This window comes from Roseovarius sp. D22-M7, assembly GCF_037083785.1.
In the GTDB taxonomy this organism is placed as follows: Bacteria; Pseudomonadota; Alphaproteobacteria; order Rhodobacterales; family Rhodobacteraceae; genus Roseovarius.
In genome coordinates this window covers 1-16,382 of record NZ_JBAPKY010000006.1, presented here as the reverse complement: position 1 = coordinate 16,382, position 16,382 = coordinate 1, and the positions used below count along the sequence as shown (strand labels likewise).

The 16,382-nt window shown below is 66.8% G+C and carries 17 protein-coding genes and 1 riboswitch; of the genes, 10 read left to right on the top strand and 7 right to left on the bottom strand.

Annotated elements, in window-relative coordinates; translation table 11 throughout:
* Positions 1-24 precede the first annotated feature (24 nt).
* Complete coding sequence (gene cobT, locus V8324_RS04310; RefSeq protein ID WP_336418689.1) at positions 25-1,041, top strand: nicotinate-nucleotide--dimethylbenzimidazole phosphoribosyltransferase; 1,017 nt, start codon at positions 25-27, stop codon at positions 1,039-1,041.
* A gap of 118 nt (positions 1,042-1,159) precedes the next feature.
* Positions 1,160-2,824 carry an ABC transporter permease gene (locus V8324_RS04305; protein ID WP_336418688.1) on the top strand — a complete coding sequence of 555 codons (1,665 nt, stop codon included), beginning with the start codon at positions 1,160-1,162 and terminating at the stop codon, positions 2,822-2,824.
* 3 nt (positions 2,825-2,827) lie between these two features.
* On the opposite strand, the gene V8324_RS04300 is transcribed toward V8324_RS04305, so the two are convergent.
* The gene (locus V8324_RS04300; protein WP_336418687.1) at positions 2,828-3,433 is read right to left on the bottom strand and encodes a flavin reductase family protein; all 606 of its coding nucleotides are present in this window, start codon (positions 3,431-3,433) and stop codon (positions 2,828-2,830) included.
* 91 nt (positions 3,434-3,524) lie between these two features.
* Between V8324_RS04300 and V8324_RS04295 the strand changes: the two genes are divergently transcribed.
* Complete coding sequence (locus tag V8324_RS04295; RefSeq protein ID WP_336418686.1) at positions 3,525-4,007, top strand: GNAT family N-acetyltransferase; 483 nt, start codon at positions 3,525-3,527, stop codon at positions 4,005-4,007.
* Between the two features lie 47 nt (positions 4,008-4,054).
* A complete protein-coding gene (locus tag V8324_RS04290; RefSeq protein ID WP_442970468.1) occupies positions 4,055-4,831 on the top strand; it encodes an EcsC family protein in 777 nt (258 codons plus the stop codon).
* A gap of 31 nt (positions 4,832-4,862) precedes the next feature.
* On the opposite strand, the gene V8324_RS04285 is transcribed toward V8324_RS04290, so the two are convergent.
* From V8324_RS04285 to metZ, 6 genes are all read right to left on the bottom strand, one after another.
* Positions 4,863-6,311, bottom strand: coding sequence for a TrkH family potassium uptake protein (locus V8324_RS04285; protein ID WP_336418685.1), 1,449 nt, complete (start codon positions 6,309-6,311; stop codon positions 4,863-4,865).
* A 69-nt stretch (positions 6,312-6,380) separates the two neighbouring features.
* On the bottom strand, positions 6,381-6,608 hold the full coding sequence (locus V8324_RS04280) for a DUF1127 domain-containing protein (RefSeq protein ID WP_336418684.1): 228 nt from the start codon (positions 6,606-6,608) through the stop codon (positions 6,381-6,383).
* A 176-nt stretch (positions 6,609-6,784) separates the two neighbouring features.
* Entirely contained in the window at positions 6,785-7,006 is a 222-nt protein-coding gene (locus V8324_RS04275; protein WP_336418683.1) for a hypothetical protein, read from the bottom strand.
* A 123-nt stretch (positions 7,007-7,129) separates the two neighbouring features.
* On the bottom strand, positions 7,130-7,981 hold the full coding sequence (locus V8324_RS04270) for a hypothetical protein (protein WP_336418682.1): 852 nt from the start codon (positions 7,979-7,981) through the stop codon (positions 7,130-7,132).
* A 164-nt stretch (positions 7,982-8,145) separates the two neighbouring features.
* On the bottom strand, positions 8,146-9,240 hold the full coding sequence (folE2, locus tag V8324_RS04265; protein WP_336418681.1) for a GTP cyclohydrolase FolE2: 1,095 nt from the start codon (positions 9,238-9,240) through the stop codon (positions 8,146-8,148).
* Positions 9,241-9,361: 121 nt separating this feature from the next.
* Positions 9,362-10,546 (bottom strand): O-succinylhomoserine sulfhydrylase, encoded by a 1,185-nt coding sequence (metZ, locus tag V8324_RS04260; RefSeq protein WP_336418680.1) that lies wholly within the window; start codon positions 10,544-10,546, stop codon positions 9,362-9,364.
* Between the two features lie 56 nt (positions 10,547-10,602).
* Positions 10,603-10,681: riboswitch (SAM riboswitch) on the bottom strand.
* Between the two features lie 112 nt (positions 10,682-10,793).
* On the opposite strand from metZ, the gene V8324_RS04255 reads away from it, so the two are divergent.
* From V8324_RS04255 to V8324_RS04230, 6 genes are all read left to right on the top strand, one after another.
* On the top strand, positions 10,794-11,735 hold the full coding sequence (locus V8324_RS04255) for a hypothetical protein (protein ID WP_336418679.1): 942 nt from the start codon (positions 10,794-10,796) through the stop codon (positions 11,733-11,735).
* Positions 11,736-11,877: 142 nt separating this feature from the next.
* A complete protein-coding gene (locus V8324_RS04250) occupies positions 11,878-12,921 on the top strand; it encodes a patatin-like phospholipase family protein (RefSeq protein ID WP_336418678.1) in 1,044 nt (347 codons plus the stop codon).
* Positions 12,922-13,050: 129 nt separating this feature from the next.
* The gene (locus tag V8324_RS04245) at positions 13,051-13,758 is read left to right on the top strand and encodes a DUF484 family protein (RefSeq protein WP_336418677.1); all 708 of its coding nucleotides are present in this window, start codon (positions 13,051-13,053) and stop codon (positions 13,756-13,758) included.
* A complete protein-coding gene (locus V8324_RS04240) occupies positions 13,755-14,675 on the top strand; it encodes a tyrosine recombinase XerC (RefSeq protein WP_336418676.1) in 921 nt (306 codons plus the stop codon). Before V8324_RS04245 ends, V8324_RS04240 begins: the two co-directional genes overlap by 4 nt.
* Before the next feature lie 155 nt (positions 14,676-14,830).
* A complete protein-coding gene (locus tag V8324_RS04235; RefSeq protein WP_336418675.1) occupies positions 14,831-15,331 on the top strand; it encodes an Lrp/AsnC family transcriptional regulator in 501 nt (166 codons plus the stop codon).
* Positions 15,332-15,681: 350 nt separating this feature from the next.
* Positions 15,682-16,382: tyrosine-type recombinase/integrase (locus V8324_RS04230; protein WP_336418674.1), on the top strand; the 701-nt coding region annotated here is incomplete at its 3' end.

Sequence of the window (16,382 nt, the reverse complement as noted above, 5' to 3'; positions counted from 1 at the left end):
TCTGAACTTGCAACGAGGCCCGCGATGCGCGCCGATTTCTTGACCCTGTCCGATGTCGCGCGGCACCTGCGCGATCTGCCCGGACCCGATACCGCGGCCCGCGCGGCCGCGCGGGTGCGCGATGCCCAGCTGACCAAGCCCCCCGGCGCGCTTGGCCGGCTGGAGGATCTGGCGATCTGGTATTGCGGCTGGCGCGGAGCGGCGCGGGTGCGGGTGGACGCGCCGCAAGTGCTTGTCTTTGCAGGCAATCACGGTGTCTGTGCGCAGGGCGTGTCGGCCTTTCCCGCCAGCGTCACCGCGCAGATGGTCGCCAATTTCCGGGCCGGCGGCGCGGCGGTCAACCAGCTGGCAGAGGCCGCCGGTGCGCGGATGGATGTGCATCCGCTCGATCTCGACCGCCCCACGGCCGATATCAGCCTTGGGGCGGCGATGACCGAGGCCGAGGTCATCGCCGCTCTGCGCGCCGGGTGGGAAGCGGTGGACCACGCGACCGATCTTCTGGTTGTGGGCGAGATGGGCATCGGCAACACCACCGCTGCGGCCGCCATCGCCTTCGCGCTGTATGGCGGGCAAGCGCCGGACTGGACCGGACGCGGCACCGGCCTCGACGATGCGGGGCTGACCCGCAAGGCGCGGATCGTGGCAAAGGCGGTCGCGGTGAACGCTGCGTCCGGGCTGGACGGGTTGGAGGTGCTGCGCCGTCTGGGCGGGCGCGAAATCGCGGCCATGGCGGGCGCGATCCTTCGGGCGCGCGCGGGGCGAATCCCGGTCGTGCTGGACGGTTTCATCTGCACCGCCGCCGCCGCCTGTCTGGAGGCCGCGCAGCACGGCGCGCTGGATCATGCCATCGCCGGCCATGTCAGCGCCGAGCCGGGCCATGCCCGCCTGCTGGAGTATCTGGGCAAGGTGCCGCTCTTGTCCCTTGGGCTGCGGCTTGGCGAGGGATCGGGCGGGGTTCTGGCGATGGGGATCGTGCGTTCCGCATTGGCCTGTCATGCCGGCATGGCCACCTTCGCCGAGGCCGGCGTGTCGGACGGCTGATGCCGGGGCGAGAGATCCTCGGGTCGAGCCCGAGGATGACGGGGGCGTGGCTTGACCCCTTCGCTGCAGGCGAATACTGATCAAAAAACTCGGATTATCCCGGAGCGGTCCGCGCAACATGAGTGAAACCCTATTGCACCGTCTGGCCTGGGTCGTGGTGGCATTGTGCCTCGCGCCGATCGTGGCCGCGGCGCTGTCGGCGTTCGCCGGCGACCTTCAGACGTGGCGCGAGGTGCTTTCGACGGTGCTGCCGCGCTACACCGCGACGACGCTGGCCCTGGTGGTCATCGTCGGCCTCGGCACCGCGGTGATCGGGTCGGTGACGGCATGGCTCGTGACCGTCTACCGCTTTCCCGGCGCGCGCCTGCTGGAGATCGCGCTGGCGCTGCCGCTGGCCTTCCCGGCCTACGTGATGGCCTATGCCTATACCCACATGCTGGATCATCCCGGCCCGGTGCAGACCGCCTTGCGTACCGTCACCGGCTGGGGGCCGCGCGAGTACTGGTTTCCCGAGGTGCGCAGCCTTGGCGGTGCCGCGCTGATGCTGACGATCGTGCTATACCCTTACGTCTACCTGCTGGCGCGCGCGTCGTTCCGCCAGCAATCGGCCAACGCGTTCCTTGTGGCGCGCACGCTGGGGCGGTCGCCGATGCGGGCCTTCTGGCGGGTGGCGCTGCCGATGGCGCGGCCGGCGATCGCCGGGGGCGCACTGCTGGCGATCATGGAGACGATCGCGGATTTCGGCACCGTGGCCTTCTTCAACGTCCAGACCTTCGCCACCGGCATCTACCAGGCGTGGTTCAGCCTGGGCGACCGCGCCGCGGCCTCGCAGCTGGCGCTGTGCCTGCTGGCCTTCGCGCTGCTTCTGGCGGGGCTGGAGCGCGCCAGCCGCGGGCGCGCGCGCACCGCCGGCGGCGGCGGCAGCTTCGAGACCATGGAGCGCCCGGCATTGCGTGGCCTGAAAGGTTGGGGCGCGTTCGCGATCTGCTTTTTGCCGGTGTTCCTGGGCTTCATCATCCCGGTCATCATGCTGGGGGTGATGGCGGTGGGATCGGGGCAGGACCTGCTGTCGCCGCGCTATCTCGGCTTCATGTCGAATTCCCTGACGCTGGCCAGTGTCGCCGCTGTGCTGACGGTGGCGGGCGCGATCCTCGTGGGGTTTCGCGCCCGAACGCGGCCGGGGCGTGCGTCGAAATGGCTGGTGGTGGGCGCGGGGCTTGGCTATGCGGTGCCCGGCGGCGTGATTGCCGTGGGTCTGATGGTGCCGATGGCGGCCTTCGACAACGCGGTCGACGCGTTCATGCGCGGCACGTTCGGGATCAGCACCGGGCTTTTGCTGACAGGGTCGATCTGGCTGATGGTGCTGGCCTACGTGGTGCGGTTCATGGCCGCCGCCCTCAACGCCTATGACAGCGGCATGGCGACGGTGCCCGGGCATCTCGACGCGATCGGGCGGTCGCTGGGGCAGCCGGGGCCGAAACTGCTGACGCGGGTGCATCTGCCGGTGGCACGCACATCGGTGCTGACGGCGCTGCTGATCGTCTTCGTCGACGTGATGAAGGAGCTGCCCGCGACGCTGATCCTGCACCCGTTCGATTTCCAGACCCTTGCGGTGCAGGCGCATCGGCTGGCCGCCGACGAGAGGCTGGCCGAGGCCGCGGTGCCGTCGCTGGTGCTGGTGGCTTTCGGCCTCATCCCGGTGCTGGTGCTTTGCCGCACGCTGGGGCGCCAGGGCGCGGGGCAGGGCGCGGCAAAGCTTGGATCGGCGATCTCGCCCGGCTAGGGATCAGTTTTCGGGGCGGTTCATGCTGAACGTCTCGCGGATCACCGAGTAATCCATGTAGCCAAGCCGCGTCAGCGGGTTGAAGCGCGTGACGTCGAACCGCCCGTCGACAAGGCAATCGTCGCGCATGTGCACGCCGGTCACCTCGCCGAAGACCACGAAATTCGCCTCGCCCGGCAATTGCACGATCTGCGTCAGCCTGCATTCGAGGCTGGCGGGCGCGGCGGCGACGCGCGAACAGGCGACCGTGTCGCACTCGGCCTTTTCGATGCCGGCATCGGCGAACTCGTCGATCTCGCGCCCCCATGGGCCGGAACTGCGGTTCATCGCATCGCGCAGCGCCTCGCTGACGATATTGACGCAGAACACGCCCGTTTGCCGGATGTTGGCGACGCTGTCCTTGGTGCCGTCGCGGTCGGGCTTGGCCGAGGTCGAGGCGAACATCACCTGCGGCGGCACGTAGGCGACCGCGTTGAAGAACGAATAGGGCGCGAGGTTGTCTTGGCCGTCGGCGTCGCGCGTCGAGATCCAGCCGATGGGCCGGGGCGTGACGATGGCGTTGAAGGGATTGTGCGGCAGGCCGTGGCCGTCCTCGGGTTTGTAGAACATCGGCGACACTCCTGAAGTCATGCGGTTTGTGTCAGCCGTAACGCCGTGCTACGCGCCATGCCAGTCGATTTTCGCGAAGGCAGGTCGCGCCATGTTCGAATTGCGGCCCGAGGGCCCCGGGGACCGGTGGGAGGTCGAGGCGCTTTACGATCTGTGCTTTGCCCCCGGGCGCGAGGCCCTGTCATCCTATCGTCTGCGCAACGACGTCTCGCCGGTGAACGATCTGTGCCTCGTGGCGGTCGATGACGGGGCGATCGCCGGCGCGATCCGGTTCTGGCCGGTGCGCATCGGACAGGCGCAGGCATTGCTGCTGGGGCCGATCGCGGTACATCCCACCCATCAGGGCGAGGGGATCGGGGCGTGGCTGATCCGCGAGGGGATCGAGCGCGCGCGGGCGGATGGCTGGAAGCGGATGCTGCTTGTGGGCGACGCGCCCTATTACGGGCGCTTCGGCTTTGCGCGTCTCGACCGCGTGACGATGCCGCCGCCGACCAATCCCGACCGCGTGTTGGGGCTGGCCTTGAAACCCGGCGCGTGGGATCATGTCGAGGGACAGGTGACGCGGGCCGCTTGAAATCGCGGCCCGGCGCCCGCAGTTTTGACAGGTCGGGTTCACAACGGATGCGGGGCGATACGATGGAAATCCTGGGCCGACCGATAGACCAGGCCACGACCGAGGCACGGCTTGATGCGCTGGTGCGGCGCAATGCGCGCGCCGGGAACGCGGCGATGGATGTGCTCAACCTCATCGGCGGTCAGGCCGAGGACCTGCTCGACCGCTTGCCCCCAAGCGTGCGGATGCGGCTCAATTCCACGACCGAGTCGGCGCTGCGACAGGCCGCCGAGGCCGCGCATCGCTCGCGCGACGTGGTGGGCGACGGCCCGGCTTGGCGGGTGCAGGCGCTGACCACGATGATGGGGGCCGCGGGCGGCATGGGCGGGCTGCCCACGGCGCTTGCCGAATTGCCGGCCACCACCACGATCCTGTTGCGCGCGATCCAGGATGTCGCGCTGGATCACGGTTTTGATCCGACGGACCCGTCGGTTCGGTTCGGTTCGGTCGAGGTGTTCGGCGCCGCCGGTCCGCTGGCCGATGATGACGGCGTCGATCTGGGCTTCATCGGCGCGCGGATGACGCTGACCGGGGCGGCGATGCGGACGCTGATCGCGCGCGTGGCGCCCCGCCTTGCGACGGTCCTGGGCCAGAAGCTTGCGGCGCAGACCGTGCCGGTGCTTGGCGCCGCAGCGGGGGCGGGCATCAATTACGCCTACACCCGCTATTACCAGGACATGGCGCATGTGCATTTCGGCCTGCACAGGCTGGCGATCGACGCGGGTCGCGATCCGCGGGACATGATGCTGGCCTTTCGCGAGCGGGCCGGGCAGGTCAAGGGCTGATCGGCGCGCGGGGCGTGGCGATACGCCTTGTTCAGGACCGCCAGAAGGTCGGCACCAGCAGCACGATCACCGCGAGGATTTCCAGCCGCCCCAGAAGCATCGCGAAGATCATCAGCGCCTTGGCGGCCTCTGGAAACGCCATGACCGACCCGGTCGGGCCGACACGCTCGCCGAAGGCCGGGCCGATGTTGAAGATTGCCGTCCATGCCCCGGTGATCGATTCCCGCACCGTCAGACCGGTCAATTCGAGCGCGACAGAGAAAAACCCCAGCGACAGAACGTAGCAGGTGAACAGAAGCATCACCGATTGCAGCACGTCGTCCTCGACGCGGCGCCCGTCATGGCGCAGGACCATGACGCTGGAGGGATGAAAGATCCGCCGCGCCTGCTGGCCGAGCGCGCGCAGCATGAGCTGGTAGCGGAAGATCTTGATCGAGCACCCGGTCGAGCCGGTGCAGCCGCCGATCGCACCCACGGCGATCAGGATCACGAAGGGAAACGAGCCCCAGGCGGTCACATCCGCAGACCCGTAGCCCGTGCCCGAGAAGAACGAGACCATGTTGAAGATCCGCGCGCGCACGCTTGCCTCGTCGAAGCGGCCATTGACCGCGAAATCGTAGATCACGGCGAGGGCGATCGCGTAGAAGATCCAGCGCAGATAGGTCTGCACCTGGCTGTCATGCAGGATCGGGCGAATGTGGCCCTGCACGCCCTGCATCATCCGCACAAAGGGCAGCGAGGCGAGGATCATGAACACCACGCAGGCATATTGCGGCGCGCCGGGGAACGCGCCGAAGGACTGGTCGGAACTGGAAAACCCCCCGGTGGAGATCGTGGTCAATGCATGAACCGTGGCGTCGAACGCCCCCATGCCCAGCAACAGGTACGAGACGATGCAGATCACCGTCAGGCCGAGATAGACGTTGATGACCCCCTTGGAGATGTCGATGGTGCGCGGCATGGCCTTGCCGAAGGTGTCGAAGCCCTCGGTGCGAAAGAACTGCATGCCGCCGACGCGCATCTCGGGCAGAAAGACCAGCGCCACGATGACGATCCCAAGACCGCCCAGCCATTGCAGGATTCCGCGCCACAGCAACAGCCCCTTGGGCAATTCGTCGAGCCCGGCGATGACGGTCGTGCCGGTGGTCGTCACGCCGGACATGGATTCGAAAAACGCGTCGATGAAGCCCAACTGCGTGGCCCCCAGCATGAAGGGCAGCGTCCCGAAGAGCGGCAGCACCACCCAGGCCAGCGTGGTCACCAGAAAGGTCTGCTGGATGGTCAGCCCCTTGCCGGTCGCATTCCGGCAGGCCAGCGCCACGAGCAGACCGACGAGGCAGGTCATTATCATGCTTTCCAGAAAGACCGGCCACTGGCCGCGCCCCTCGGCGATATCGACGAGCAGCGGAACAGCCATGGTCGCCCCCATGGCCGTGAGCATCAGCCCAACCAGATATCCTGCGGGTCGCACATCGAACATGGCGCGAACCGTTGGGCCGGCGTCACGAGACTGTCAAGCGCGTTGACGCGCGGTCGGCAGGCAACCGGCTCAATCGGTCAGGAGATCCTCGAAGACGAAGGCCGGGATGTCGGCCCGCGTCAATCCCATCGCGGCCAGTTGCCGGTCGGTCATGGCGTGCAGCCGGGCCATGCTGGACAGCCTGTGCCGGCTGAGCATGTAGGCGTTCATGCCCGGCGCGCGCTCTGTCATAAAAAGGTCCAGGTCGCGCCGCCAATCATGCGGCAGAAGATGGATGTGCATCTCTGGTTCGGTCATCGGGTCCCCTCTTCCTTCGGGTGAACGGGCCCCTCCCACATGGAAACGGTAACGCATCGCGGTGCGAAAACCATGGCGCACGTCACATCTGTCGCGACGTGTTGCTGCATTGCAGCATGAACACGGCCCCGCCGGAACATGTCCGGCGGGGCCGATATGCCTGACGCAGCCTCGGGTCAGGCGTAAAAGAGATCGCGGAAGACGTGAACGGCGATCTGGTCGCGGCGGATGCCTATGCGGACCAGTTCCGCGTCGCTTTTCGCCTCGAGCGCCTCGATCTCGTCGCGGCGTGACCGGATGCGCATATGCGTCTCGAAACGCCGCTCTAGGGTCGCGGCGAACCGTTGCCAAGCGTCGCGCAGGGGCGACGTGATGGTGTTTGTGGTGGATGTCGCCATTTGGAAACCTCACTTTCGGTGTGAACGTTTCCTCCCCTAGTCAAAAATGGCCCGAAGGCATCGACGGGACCAGCGCCGATTGAGAAAGGCCGGGTTGCGCGTGGCGCATCCCGGCCCCTGAGATCATTGCGACGTGTCGCCCTTGGCGTCGGATTTCGGCATCGCGGGCGGGTTGGACGGCGCCCGTGTGCGCTTGGGCTGTTCTTGCGTTGCCGCCTTCTCAGGCGCGTCCTGTCCGGTTTGCGGCTTGGCAGCCGGCGTTTCCGGCTTCGGCGTTGCGGCGTCCTGCGGTTTGGCGGCGGTCTCGGGCGCCTCGGCGGGCGTTTTCGCAGCGCTCTCGCCCGGTGTCGTCTCGCCTGCCGCATCGGTATCTGCGGGGATCGCCTTGGCCGGTGCCGCCTTGGGCTGCGCGGACTTCGGCGCGGCGCCGGTCGCCGTGTCGGCCGGTTTCGCAGCCGGCGCCGTCTTGGCGGCGGCCTTCGGTGCGGCGGCTTTCGTCGCGGGCTTTGCCGCGGGCGCGGCTGTACCCTTGGCCGCGGGCGCGGCTGTGCCCTTGGCCGCGGGCGCGGCGCTGGCGACCTTGGCCGGTGCGTCGGGCTTCGGCGTCGCGGCGGGCTGGGTTGCCGGTTTCCCGGCCGGTTTGGCCGCTTCGGTCTTGGCCGGCGCGGGCGTGTCCGAGACGGCCTTCCCGGCCTCGGCCGGTGCCTTGGTCTTGGGTGCTTCGGCCTTGGGTGCGGCTGCGGGTTGTTCGGCCTTCGGCTTTGCGGCGCGCTTTGCCGCCGGGGTCGGCGTTTTCGCCGCCGGCGTTGCGCTGTCTGCCTCGGCATACTTGGTCGTTATGCACGAGGGCAGGGGGCTGGCGCGCAGCGCGGCAAGCCCGAACACGCGCGCCATGCGCATGTTGTTCTCGATCATGTAGCCGGTGAAACGGATCCCGGCAGCGGAAAGTTTGAGCGGCAGGTCGGGTGAAAGCATCCTTGGTTTCCTTTTCAGACGCATCCGCCCTTCCAAATGTCACGAGGGCGGCAGAACATAATTCCGTACGCTGCATTGCAGCAAAGTGCGCCGAGGTCAAATCACGATTGCCCCGGCGCGCCGCTTTCCGCCTGAAACATGTACGCGATGCCCGTTTGCGGCGCTTACCGCCCGGCCATCAGCGTCTGGAAGATCCGCGGGTCGAGGCTTTCGGCCGCGAAGGTGTCGCCCTCGGTCAGGATGCTGACCGCGTCGTGGCTGTGCAGGCTTTCCTGGTGGCTGGCGATGACGCGGAAGTCGCCGATCCGCGGATCGGCCAGCAACTGCGCGCAGAAGAGCCGCGCAGCATCCTCGACGAAGATCGGATTGGCGGCGTTGAGTTCCGCGAAGGCCTGCTCGTCCTCGCGCTTGACCATGACCTGCGTCTCGGTGGGCACGGCGCGGCGGCACGCCTCAATCAGGTCCTCGAACCACAGGCAGTCCGGGCCGATCAGCTCGACCGAGATCCGGGCGACGGAACGCTGCGAATGCGGCGTCGCGAGCTGTCCGCGCGCCGACCGGGCGTGTTCGCTGAGCTCCAGCGAGCAGGGGCAGGTCGAGGAATAGACGTAATCGAGATGCATGAACCGGCGCGTCACCCCGTCCTGTTGCACCAGTTCGAGCGCGATGTCGTAATACTGGTAACCTTCGAGGTCCGAGCGCAGCGAGCGCACCTTGGCGGGATAGGACAGCCGCATCTGCAGCCGGGCGTCGGGCGAGTCGAGATCGGTGATGTAATCTGCGAGCGCGGCCTCCATCACGTCGAGGCTGAAGGTCTTCTGCGCATGCTTGTAGAAGCTGCGCATGATCCGCGACATGTTGATACCCTTCTTGCCGGCCTCGAGGCTGACAGTGCCGGTCACCGAGGTTTCCAGCGTCAGGTCGCCGTTGTCGCGGGTGTGATAGGCGATCGGCAGGCGGAAATTGGAGATACCCACATGCTGCAGGTGCTGCCGCGTGCCGCGGATCAGCGAGGCGGGGCCGTTCTGCAGATCGGGCAGGGTGGCGCGATAGCCGTCCGTCACCTCGAAATCGTCGGGATAGTCGCGCGACAGCGCCGGGTAGTTCGACAGCGCATCCCCCCCGACAAGCCGTGCGATCGCCGGGTCGAGATCGGCCACTTCCTCAGGGCTGGCCGTGCGGGCCCAGTTGCGCAGCAGGTCCAGCGCCTCTTTCGCCGCGTCGCGATCCGGTGTCATTTCGGGCGGATGCATGTTCATCGCGATGTCCCTTTCAATTCGCCTTGCCGCATACATAAGTCAGTTGCGCGAAATTTCCCAATATCGATCAAAGTCGGGGATATGCGCCCGGGCGGATCCGCGCCGATGGGGGTCATGTGTGCTAAAGCGCCGCATCGAGGGCCTGTTGCAGATCGGCGACCAGATCGTCGGGATCCTCCAGCCCGACGCTAAGCCGCACGAGGCCCGGGGTGATCCCCAGCGATGCCTGACGCTCGGGCGAGAGACGTTGATGGGTGGTGGTCGCGGGATGGGTGGCGATGGATTTCGCATCGCCGAGATTGTTCGAGATGATGACGATATCCAAAGCGTTGAGAAACCGGAACGCCGCCGCCTGCCCGCCGGCCAGATCGAGCGCCAAGATGGTGCCGCCCGGCCCCATCTGGCGTCTGACCAGATCGTGTTGCGGATGCGCCGGCAGGCCGGGGTAGATCAGCCGCGCAAGCGCGGTGTGACCGTCGAGCGCCGCGGCGATGGTCGCAGCGCTGTCGGTTTGTGCACGGACCCGAAGATCGAGCGTTTCCAGACCCTTGAGCATCACCCACGCGTTGAACGGCGACAGCGAGCCGCCGGTATGTTTCATGTAAGGTTCGACCGTGCCGCGGATGAACTCGCGCGTGCCGAGGATCACCCCACCCAGCGTCCGCCCCTGGCCGTCGATATGCTTGGTCGCGGAATAGATCACCACATCCGCGCCCTGGTCGATGGCGCGCGAAAAGACCGGCGTGGCGAAGACGTTGTCGACGATCACCGTGGCGCCCGCCGCGTGGGCAATCTCCGCGACCGCCGCGATGTCGACCACGTCCAGCGTGGGGTTCGAGATCGTCTCGAAGAACACCGCGCGGGTGTCGGGACGGATCGCCGCGCGCCATTGGTCCAGATCCGTGCCGTCGACGAACGTCACCTCGACGCCGAACCGCGTCAGGACCTCTTCCAGCACGTAGAGACACGAACCGAACAGCGCCCGCGCCGAGACCACGTGATCGCCGGCGCGCAGCATCGAGGTCAGCGCGCCCGAGACTGCCGCCATGCCGCTGGCGGTGGCGAAGGCATCCTCGGCGCCCTCGATGCCGGCGATGCGGGTCTCGAACATGGCGACGGTCGGATTGCCGTAGCGGGCATAGATGTATTCGTCCGCGCCCGCCTTCTCGAAGCGGGCCTGCGCCGCCTCGGCGGTGTCGTAGACAAAGCCTTGGGTCAGGAACAGCGCCTCGCTGACCTCGCCCCACTGGCTGCGCCGCGTGCCGCCATGCACCTGGCGCGTGCGGCTTTTCCAACTTTCGGTCATGTTCGTCCTCCGGGCCCTCGTGCCCATAAAAAAAGCCCCGTTCCGGCCAAGCGAAAGGGGGCTTTCTCCTGACCTCTTTAGCGGAAATGTTTAACGTGGCCCGCAATCCGGCAACAAATCACCACAGGGTCAAATAATCCTGTTGCGTCATCGGCGTCAACACCGTCACGGAGGTTTAACCGGACTGTCACCGGATCGAAATATGTCTCCTCTAAGTCTGCGCACAAGATGTAGTAGGGGACGGCCAATGCCAGTGATTCATGTCAATGCCGGGCGGGATGGACCTGAATTGCATGATCCGACCTGCGCGCCGGGGACGCATCTGCCCGATCTTCTGAGTGGCGACGGCCCGGTGATCGTGATGGTGCACGGCTTCAAATACGCCCCCGGACATCCGCGCGAATGTCCACATCAACAGATCCTGTCGCTTAATCCGACGCTCGCCTCGTTCAAGGTGGTCAGCTGGCCGCGCGGTCTCGGCTTCGGGGGCGGCGCGCCGGATGAGGGGCTCGGCATCGGCTTTGGCTGGCAGGCGCGCGGCACGCTGCGGCAGGCCTATGCCGAGGCCGCGCGTGCCGGGCAGCGGCTGGCGCAGCTGATCGCGATGATCCGCCGCATCGCGCCCGACCGGCCCGTGCATGCGGTTGCGCATTCGCTTGGCGCTCGCGTGGTGCTGCAGGCCTTGCCGCATCTGCCGGCGGGTGCCGTCTCGCGGCTGATCCTGCTCGCCGGGGCCGAGTTCGGGGGCCGTGCGGCGGCCGCACTCGAGACGCCTGCGGGGCGCTGTGCCGAGGTCATCAACGTTACCAGCCGCGAGAACGACCTTTTCGACTTCCTGCTGGAATGCCTGATTCCGCCGCCCGCGCGCGGCAATCGCAGCCTCGGGCTGGCGCTGCCGCCGGGGGCGAACGTGCTCAACCTGCAGATGGATCATCCCGACACGCTGACCGCGCTGCGCGTCAACGGCTTCGAGATTGCGGCCCCGGTGACGCGGATCTGTCACTGGTCGCCCTACACGCGGCCGGGCGTGCTGGCGCTGTATGACCGGCTGTTGCGCGACGCCGCGCGGATGCCGCTGGCGCAGTTGCGCGCCGCCATGCCCGACCGCCCGACGCCGCGCTGGTCGCGGCTTTTGCCGCGGCAGGTGTTCGCGCCCGGCCCGTCGGCGGGTGTCCGGCCCGGAATGTGAGGCCGTCGCGGCCCGTCCCTCTCACACGGGGGTGCCTGATCTCACACGGGCGTGCCTGTGCGCGATGAATTAGCCCCTACAGGTCGCGCGCGATTTCCGCTATGACAACGGGGATGCCGCAACGCAGCGAGGACGAGGCCGGATGACCAGGAACGCAAAGCCCATCAACCTTGCCCTGCAGGGTGGCGGGGCGCATGGCGCCTTCACGTGGGGCGTGCTCGATTACCTGCTCGAGGATGGGCGCCTGCGGATCGCGGGCATCTCGGGTACCTCGGCGGGGGCGATGAATGCGGTGGCGCTGGCTGATGGCCATACCCGCGGCGGCCCCGACGGGGCGCGCGAGGCGCTCGAGAATTTCTGGGCCGCCATGAGCCGCAGCGCACAGCACACCCCCCTGCAACGCACGCCCGTGGACCGGATCAGCGGCAACTGGGGCCTCGAGAACAACCCCTTCTATCATTTCATGAACGCCCTGACCGGGATCGCGTCTCCCTATCAGCTCAACCCGATGGACATAAATCCGTTGCGCGACCTGGTCGAGGAAAGCATCGATTTCGAGATGGTGCGCAAATGCAGCGCCTTCGAGCTTTTCGTCTCGGCCACAAATGTCGAGACCGGGCGCGTCAAGGTCTTCCCGCGCGAGCACCTGACCGCCGACATGGTCATGGCCTCGGCCTGCCTGCCGCATCTCTACCGCGCGGTCGAGATCGACGGCGTACCCTACTGGGATGGCGGCTACATGGGCAACCCGGCGCTGTTCCCGCTATACGGCAAGACCGGCACCGACGATATCGCCGTCATCCAGATCAACCCGATCGAGCGCAAGGGCACGCCGCGCACCGCGCAGGACATCGAGAACCGGCTCAACGAGATCGCCTTCAATTCCAGCCTGCTGAAAGAGTTGCGCGCCATCGATTTCGTCGACCGGCTGATCCGCCAGGGCAAGCTCTCGCCGGGGCATTACCGCCCCGTCAAGGTTCACCTGATCGAGAACGAGGATGCGCTGAAGCCGATGGGCGTGTCGTCGAAGATGAACGTCGAATGGGCCTTCCTGACCCGGCTACGCGATATCGGGCGCGAGACGGCGGCGACCTGGCTGTCACGGCATCACGACCGGATCGGTGTCGAGAGCACCGTGGATCTGCGCGCCATGTTCCAGGGCATCGGCGCCGAGCATCAGGGCTGACACCGCAGCGGGTCCAACGGCCGGCATGGTCGAAAAGCCTCACCGTGGCCCGCATTGTGCGATTTCATTGGCGACGTCCGGCGTAGACCTGCTAACCTCGGCGTGAAAATGCGGGGCAATGAGGGGCACATGAGCAGCACACCCGACATCACCGACAGCCTGCGTGCGCAGATCATCGCGCGACCGGATATCATCCTGGGGGATCAGGACCTCATGCGCGCGCTGGTCGCCGGAAACGAGCGCGCCATGGGCGAGAATATCGTCGACCTGCGCGGCATCGCGATGGATCGGCTCGAGGCGCGGCTCGACCGGCTGGAGGACACGCATCGCTCGGTCATCGGGGCGGCCTATGAAAACCTGTCGGGCATGCATCAGGTGCACCGCGCCATCCTGCGCATGCTCGACCCTCTGGATTTCGGGCATTTCCTGCGCGATCTGGGCGGCGACGTGGCGCATATCCTGCGCGTGGATCGCGTGCGGCTGGTGCTCGAATCCGCACAACGGGACGGCGATGCGGCGATGGCGGCCGCGGGCGATGTGCTTTCGGTGGCAGAGCCCGGATTCATCAAGTGCTATCTGACCGGGCAGCGCGACGCGGAGGCGCGTCAGGTGACCCTGCGGCAGATCCACGGCGGCGAGGCGCGCATCCATGGCGACGACACCGGGCATCTGCGTTCCGAGGCGTGTCTGCTGCTGGATCTGGGCGAGAATCGCCTGCCCGGCCTGCTGGTCATGGGCTCCAAGGATGCCGAGCAGTTCACCCCCCAGCAGGGCACCGATCTTCTGGCCTTCTTCGCCGGCGTGTTCGAGCGCAGCATGCGCCGCTGGCTGGCATGATCTCGGCGGCGGCCCGCGACGCCCTGCAGGGCTGGCTCGCCGCGCAAGAGGCCCTGCACGGCGCGTCCGAGAACACGATCGAGGCTTACGGGCAGGATGTCGCCGGGTTCCTTGCCTTCATGACCGAACATCACGGTCAGATGCAGGGGCTCGGGGCATTGGCGCGGGTCGAGACCGCGGACATGCGCGCCTGGATGGCCTTTACCCGGTCGCACGGGGTGGGCGCGCGGTCGCTGGCGCGCAAGCTGTCCGCGGTCAAGGGCTTCTACCGCTGGCTGGCCGAGCGCGAGGGGTTCGAACCGACGGCGGTGCTGTCGATCCGGGCGCCGAAATTCCAGCCCAAGCTGCCGCGCCCTCTGTCGCCTCAGGCCGCGCGCGAGGTGATCGAGACGCTGGAGATGCAATCCGCGACACCGTGGATTTGCGCGCGGGATCAAGCGGTTGTGACGCTGCTTTACGGCTGCGGGCTGCGCATATCAGAGGCTTTGGGCCTGACCGGCGCGGTGCTGCCGATGGCCGATATGCTGCGCATCACCGGCAAGGGCGGCAAGGAACGGCTGGTGCCGGTGATCGACCCCGCGCGCGACGCGGTGGCGCGCTATGCCGATGTGTGCCCCTATGAAATCACCCCGCGCGGGCCGCTGTTTTACGGGGCGCGGGGCGGGGCGCTTGGGGCGCGGGCGGTGCAGAAGGTGGTCGAGCGGACGCGCGCGCAGCTTGGCCTGCCGGCGACGGCGACGCCGCACGCGATGCGCCACAGTTTCGCGACGCATCTGCTGACCGCGGGCGGCGATCTGCGGGCGATCCAGGACCTGCTGGGGCATGCGTCGCTGTCGACCACGCAGGCCTATACCGGCGTCGATACCGCGCGGTTGATGGAGGTTTACGCGCGGGCGCATCCGCAGGGCGGCGGCTGACGGCGTACGGTGGCGCAGCCCCGCGTTAACCGTCGCACGGCTATTCCATGCGTGACGACCCCGGATATCGGAAAGAAAGTGTCCGAATGTTGAAATAATATTGCGGATCAGGCGTTTGAGGTATAACTTTCCCCCGATATGGAATCGGAGAGCCCATGCCCCTGACACGTCTGGACGAAATTGACCGCAAGATCCTGGCCGAGCTTCAGGCGGACGGCCGGATGACCAATGTCGAACTGGCCCGACGGGTGGGAATCTCTGCGCCGCCCTGCCTGCGGCGGGTGCGCACGCTGGAAGAACAGGGCTATATCCGCGGGTATCACGCGAAGGTGGATGCGCGGGAGTTGGGATTCGAGGTGCAGGTGTTTGCCATGGTGGGGCTGCAAAGCCAGGCCGAGGCGGATCTGTCGGCGTTCGAGGCGCGTTGCCGGGCGTGGCCGCTGGTGCGCGAGTGCCACATGCTGAACGGCGAGGTGGACTTCATCCTCAAATGCGTGGCCCCTGACCTGTTGACTTTCCAGCGTTTTCTGACCGAGGAGCTGACCGCGGCCAGGAACGTGGGCAGCGTCAAGACCTCGCTGGTCATCCGCGGGGCCAAGGACGAGCCGGGCGTGCCCTTCGACGTGCTCGAATCCCGTCTGGGCCAATCCGCCTGATCCCCCGCGATCCGGGTGTACAGGGTGTACGTTGCGTACGCGGGTTGTGTACGCAGTCCAATATGGCCTAGTCCGCCCGTTTATTGGCCTTGCGCTCCCGTACGCGACGGGTGCTCCGGAGGTCTGTAGACAGCCCGAAGCGGCTATATCCTAAGATATCTCGGGTCGATGAAAGCAGACGTTCAAAACTTTGGCCGCGACTGACTGCAACGCGGGACAGGGACGAAACCGCTCTCGCGGTATGGGCGCTTGCGGCGAGTGTAGCGCGCTGATCGCGGTGGTGGGATTTGGTGGATGGGCGCACCTGTCGGACGATTGGGACCTTCTCAATCAGATGACAGGAGGTTTCCATGTCCGATCAACATGTTCCCGCTTTGCGCCGGCGGTTTCTCGAAGATATGCAGATCAAGGGGCTGCAGCCGAAGACGCAGACGATGTATCTGCGAGCGATGCGTGACTTCACCCGGTTTCTGGGCCATTCGCCCGATACCGCGACCCCGGAGGAGCTGCGCGCGTTTCAGCTCGACATGAAGGAGCGCGGCATCGGCGCGCCGACCTTCAACAACCGGCTAACGGTTCTGAGCTTCTTTTTTGCAACGACGTGTCCGCGACCCGAGATGAAGCGCCACATGCGTTATCAGCGTCTGGCGAAGAAGATCCCGGTGGTGCTGAGTGCCGAGGAGGTCACCCGCATTCTCGAAGTCGCCCCTGGGCCCGGCCTCAAGTACCGGGCCGCCTTCAGCGTGGCCTATGGCGGCGGCCTTCGGGCCAGCGAAGTGACCCACCTCCGTGTGCCCGACATCGACAGCGACCGGATGCTGATCCGGGTCGATCAGGGAAAGGGCCGCAAGGATCGTCATGTGATGCTGTCGCCCAGCCTGCTTGAACTTCTGCGCGACTATTACCGCGAAGCCCGGCCCGCGGGCTGGCTCTTTCCCGCCCGCAACAGGATCGATCCGATCTCGACCCGGCAGTTCAACCGCGCGTTTGGGGCGGCTTGCGACTTTGCCGAGATCAAGAAGAAGGTGTCCCCTCACACACTGCGGCACAG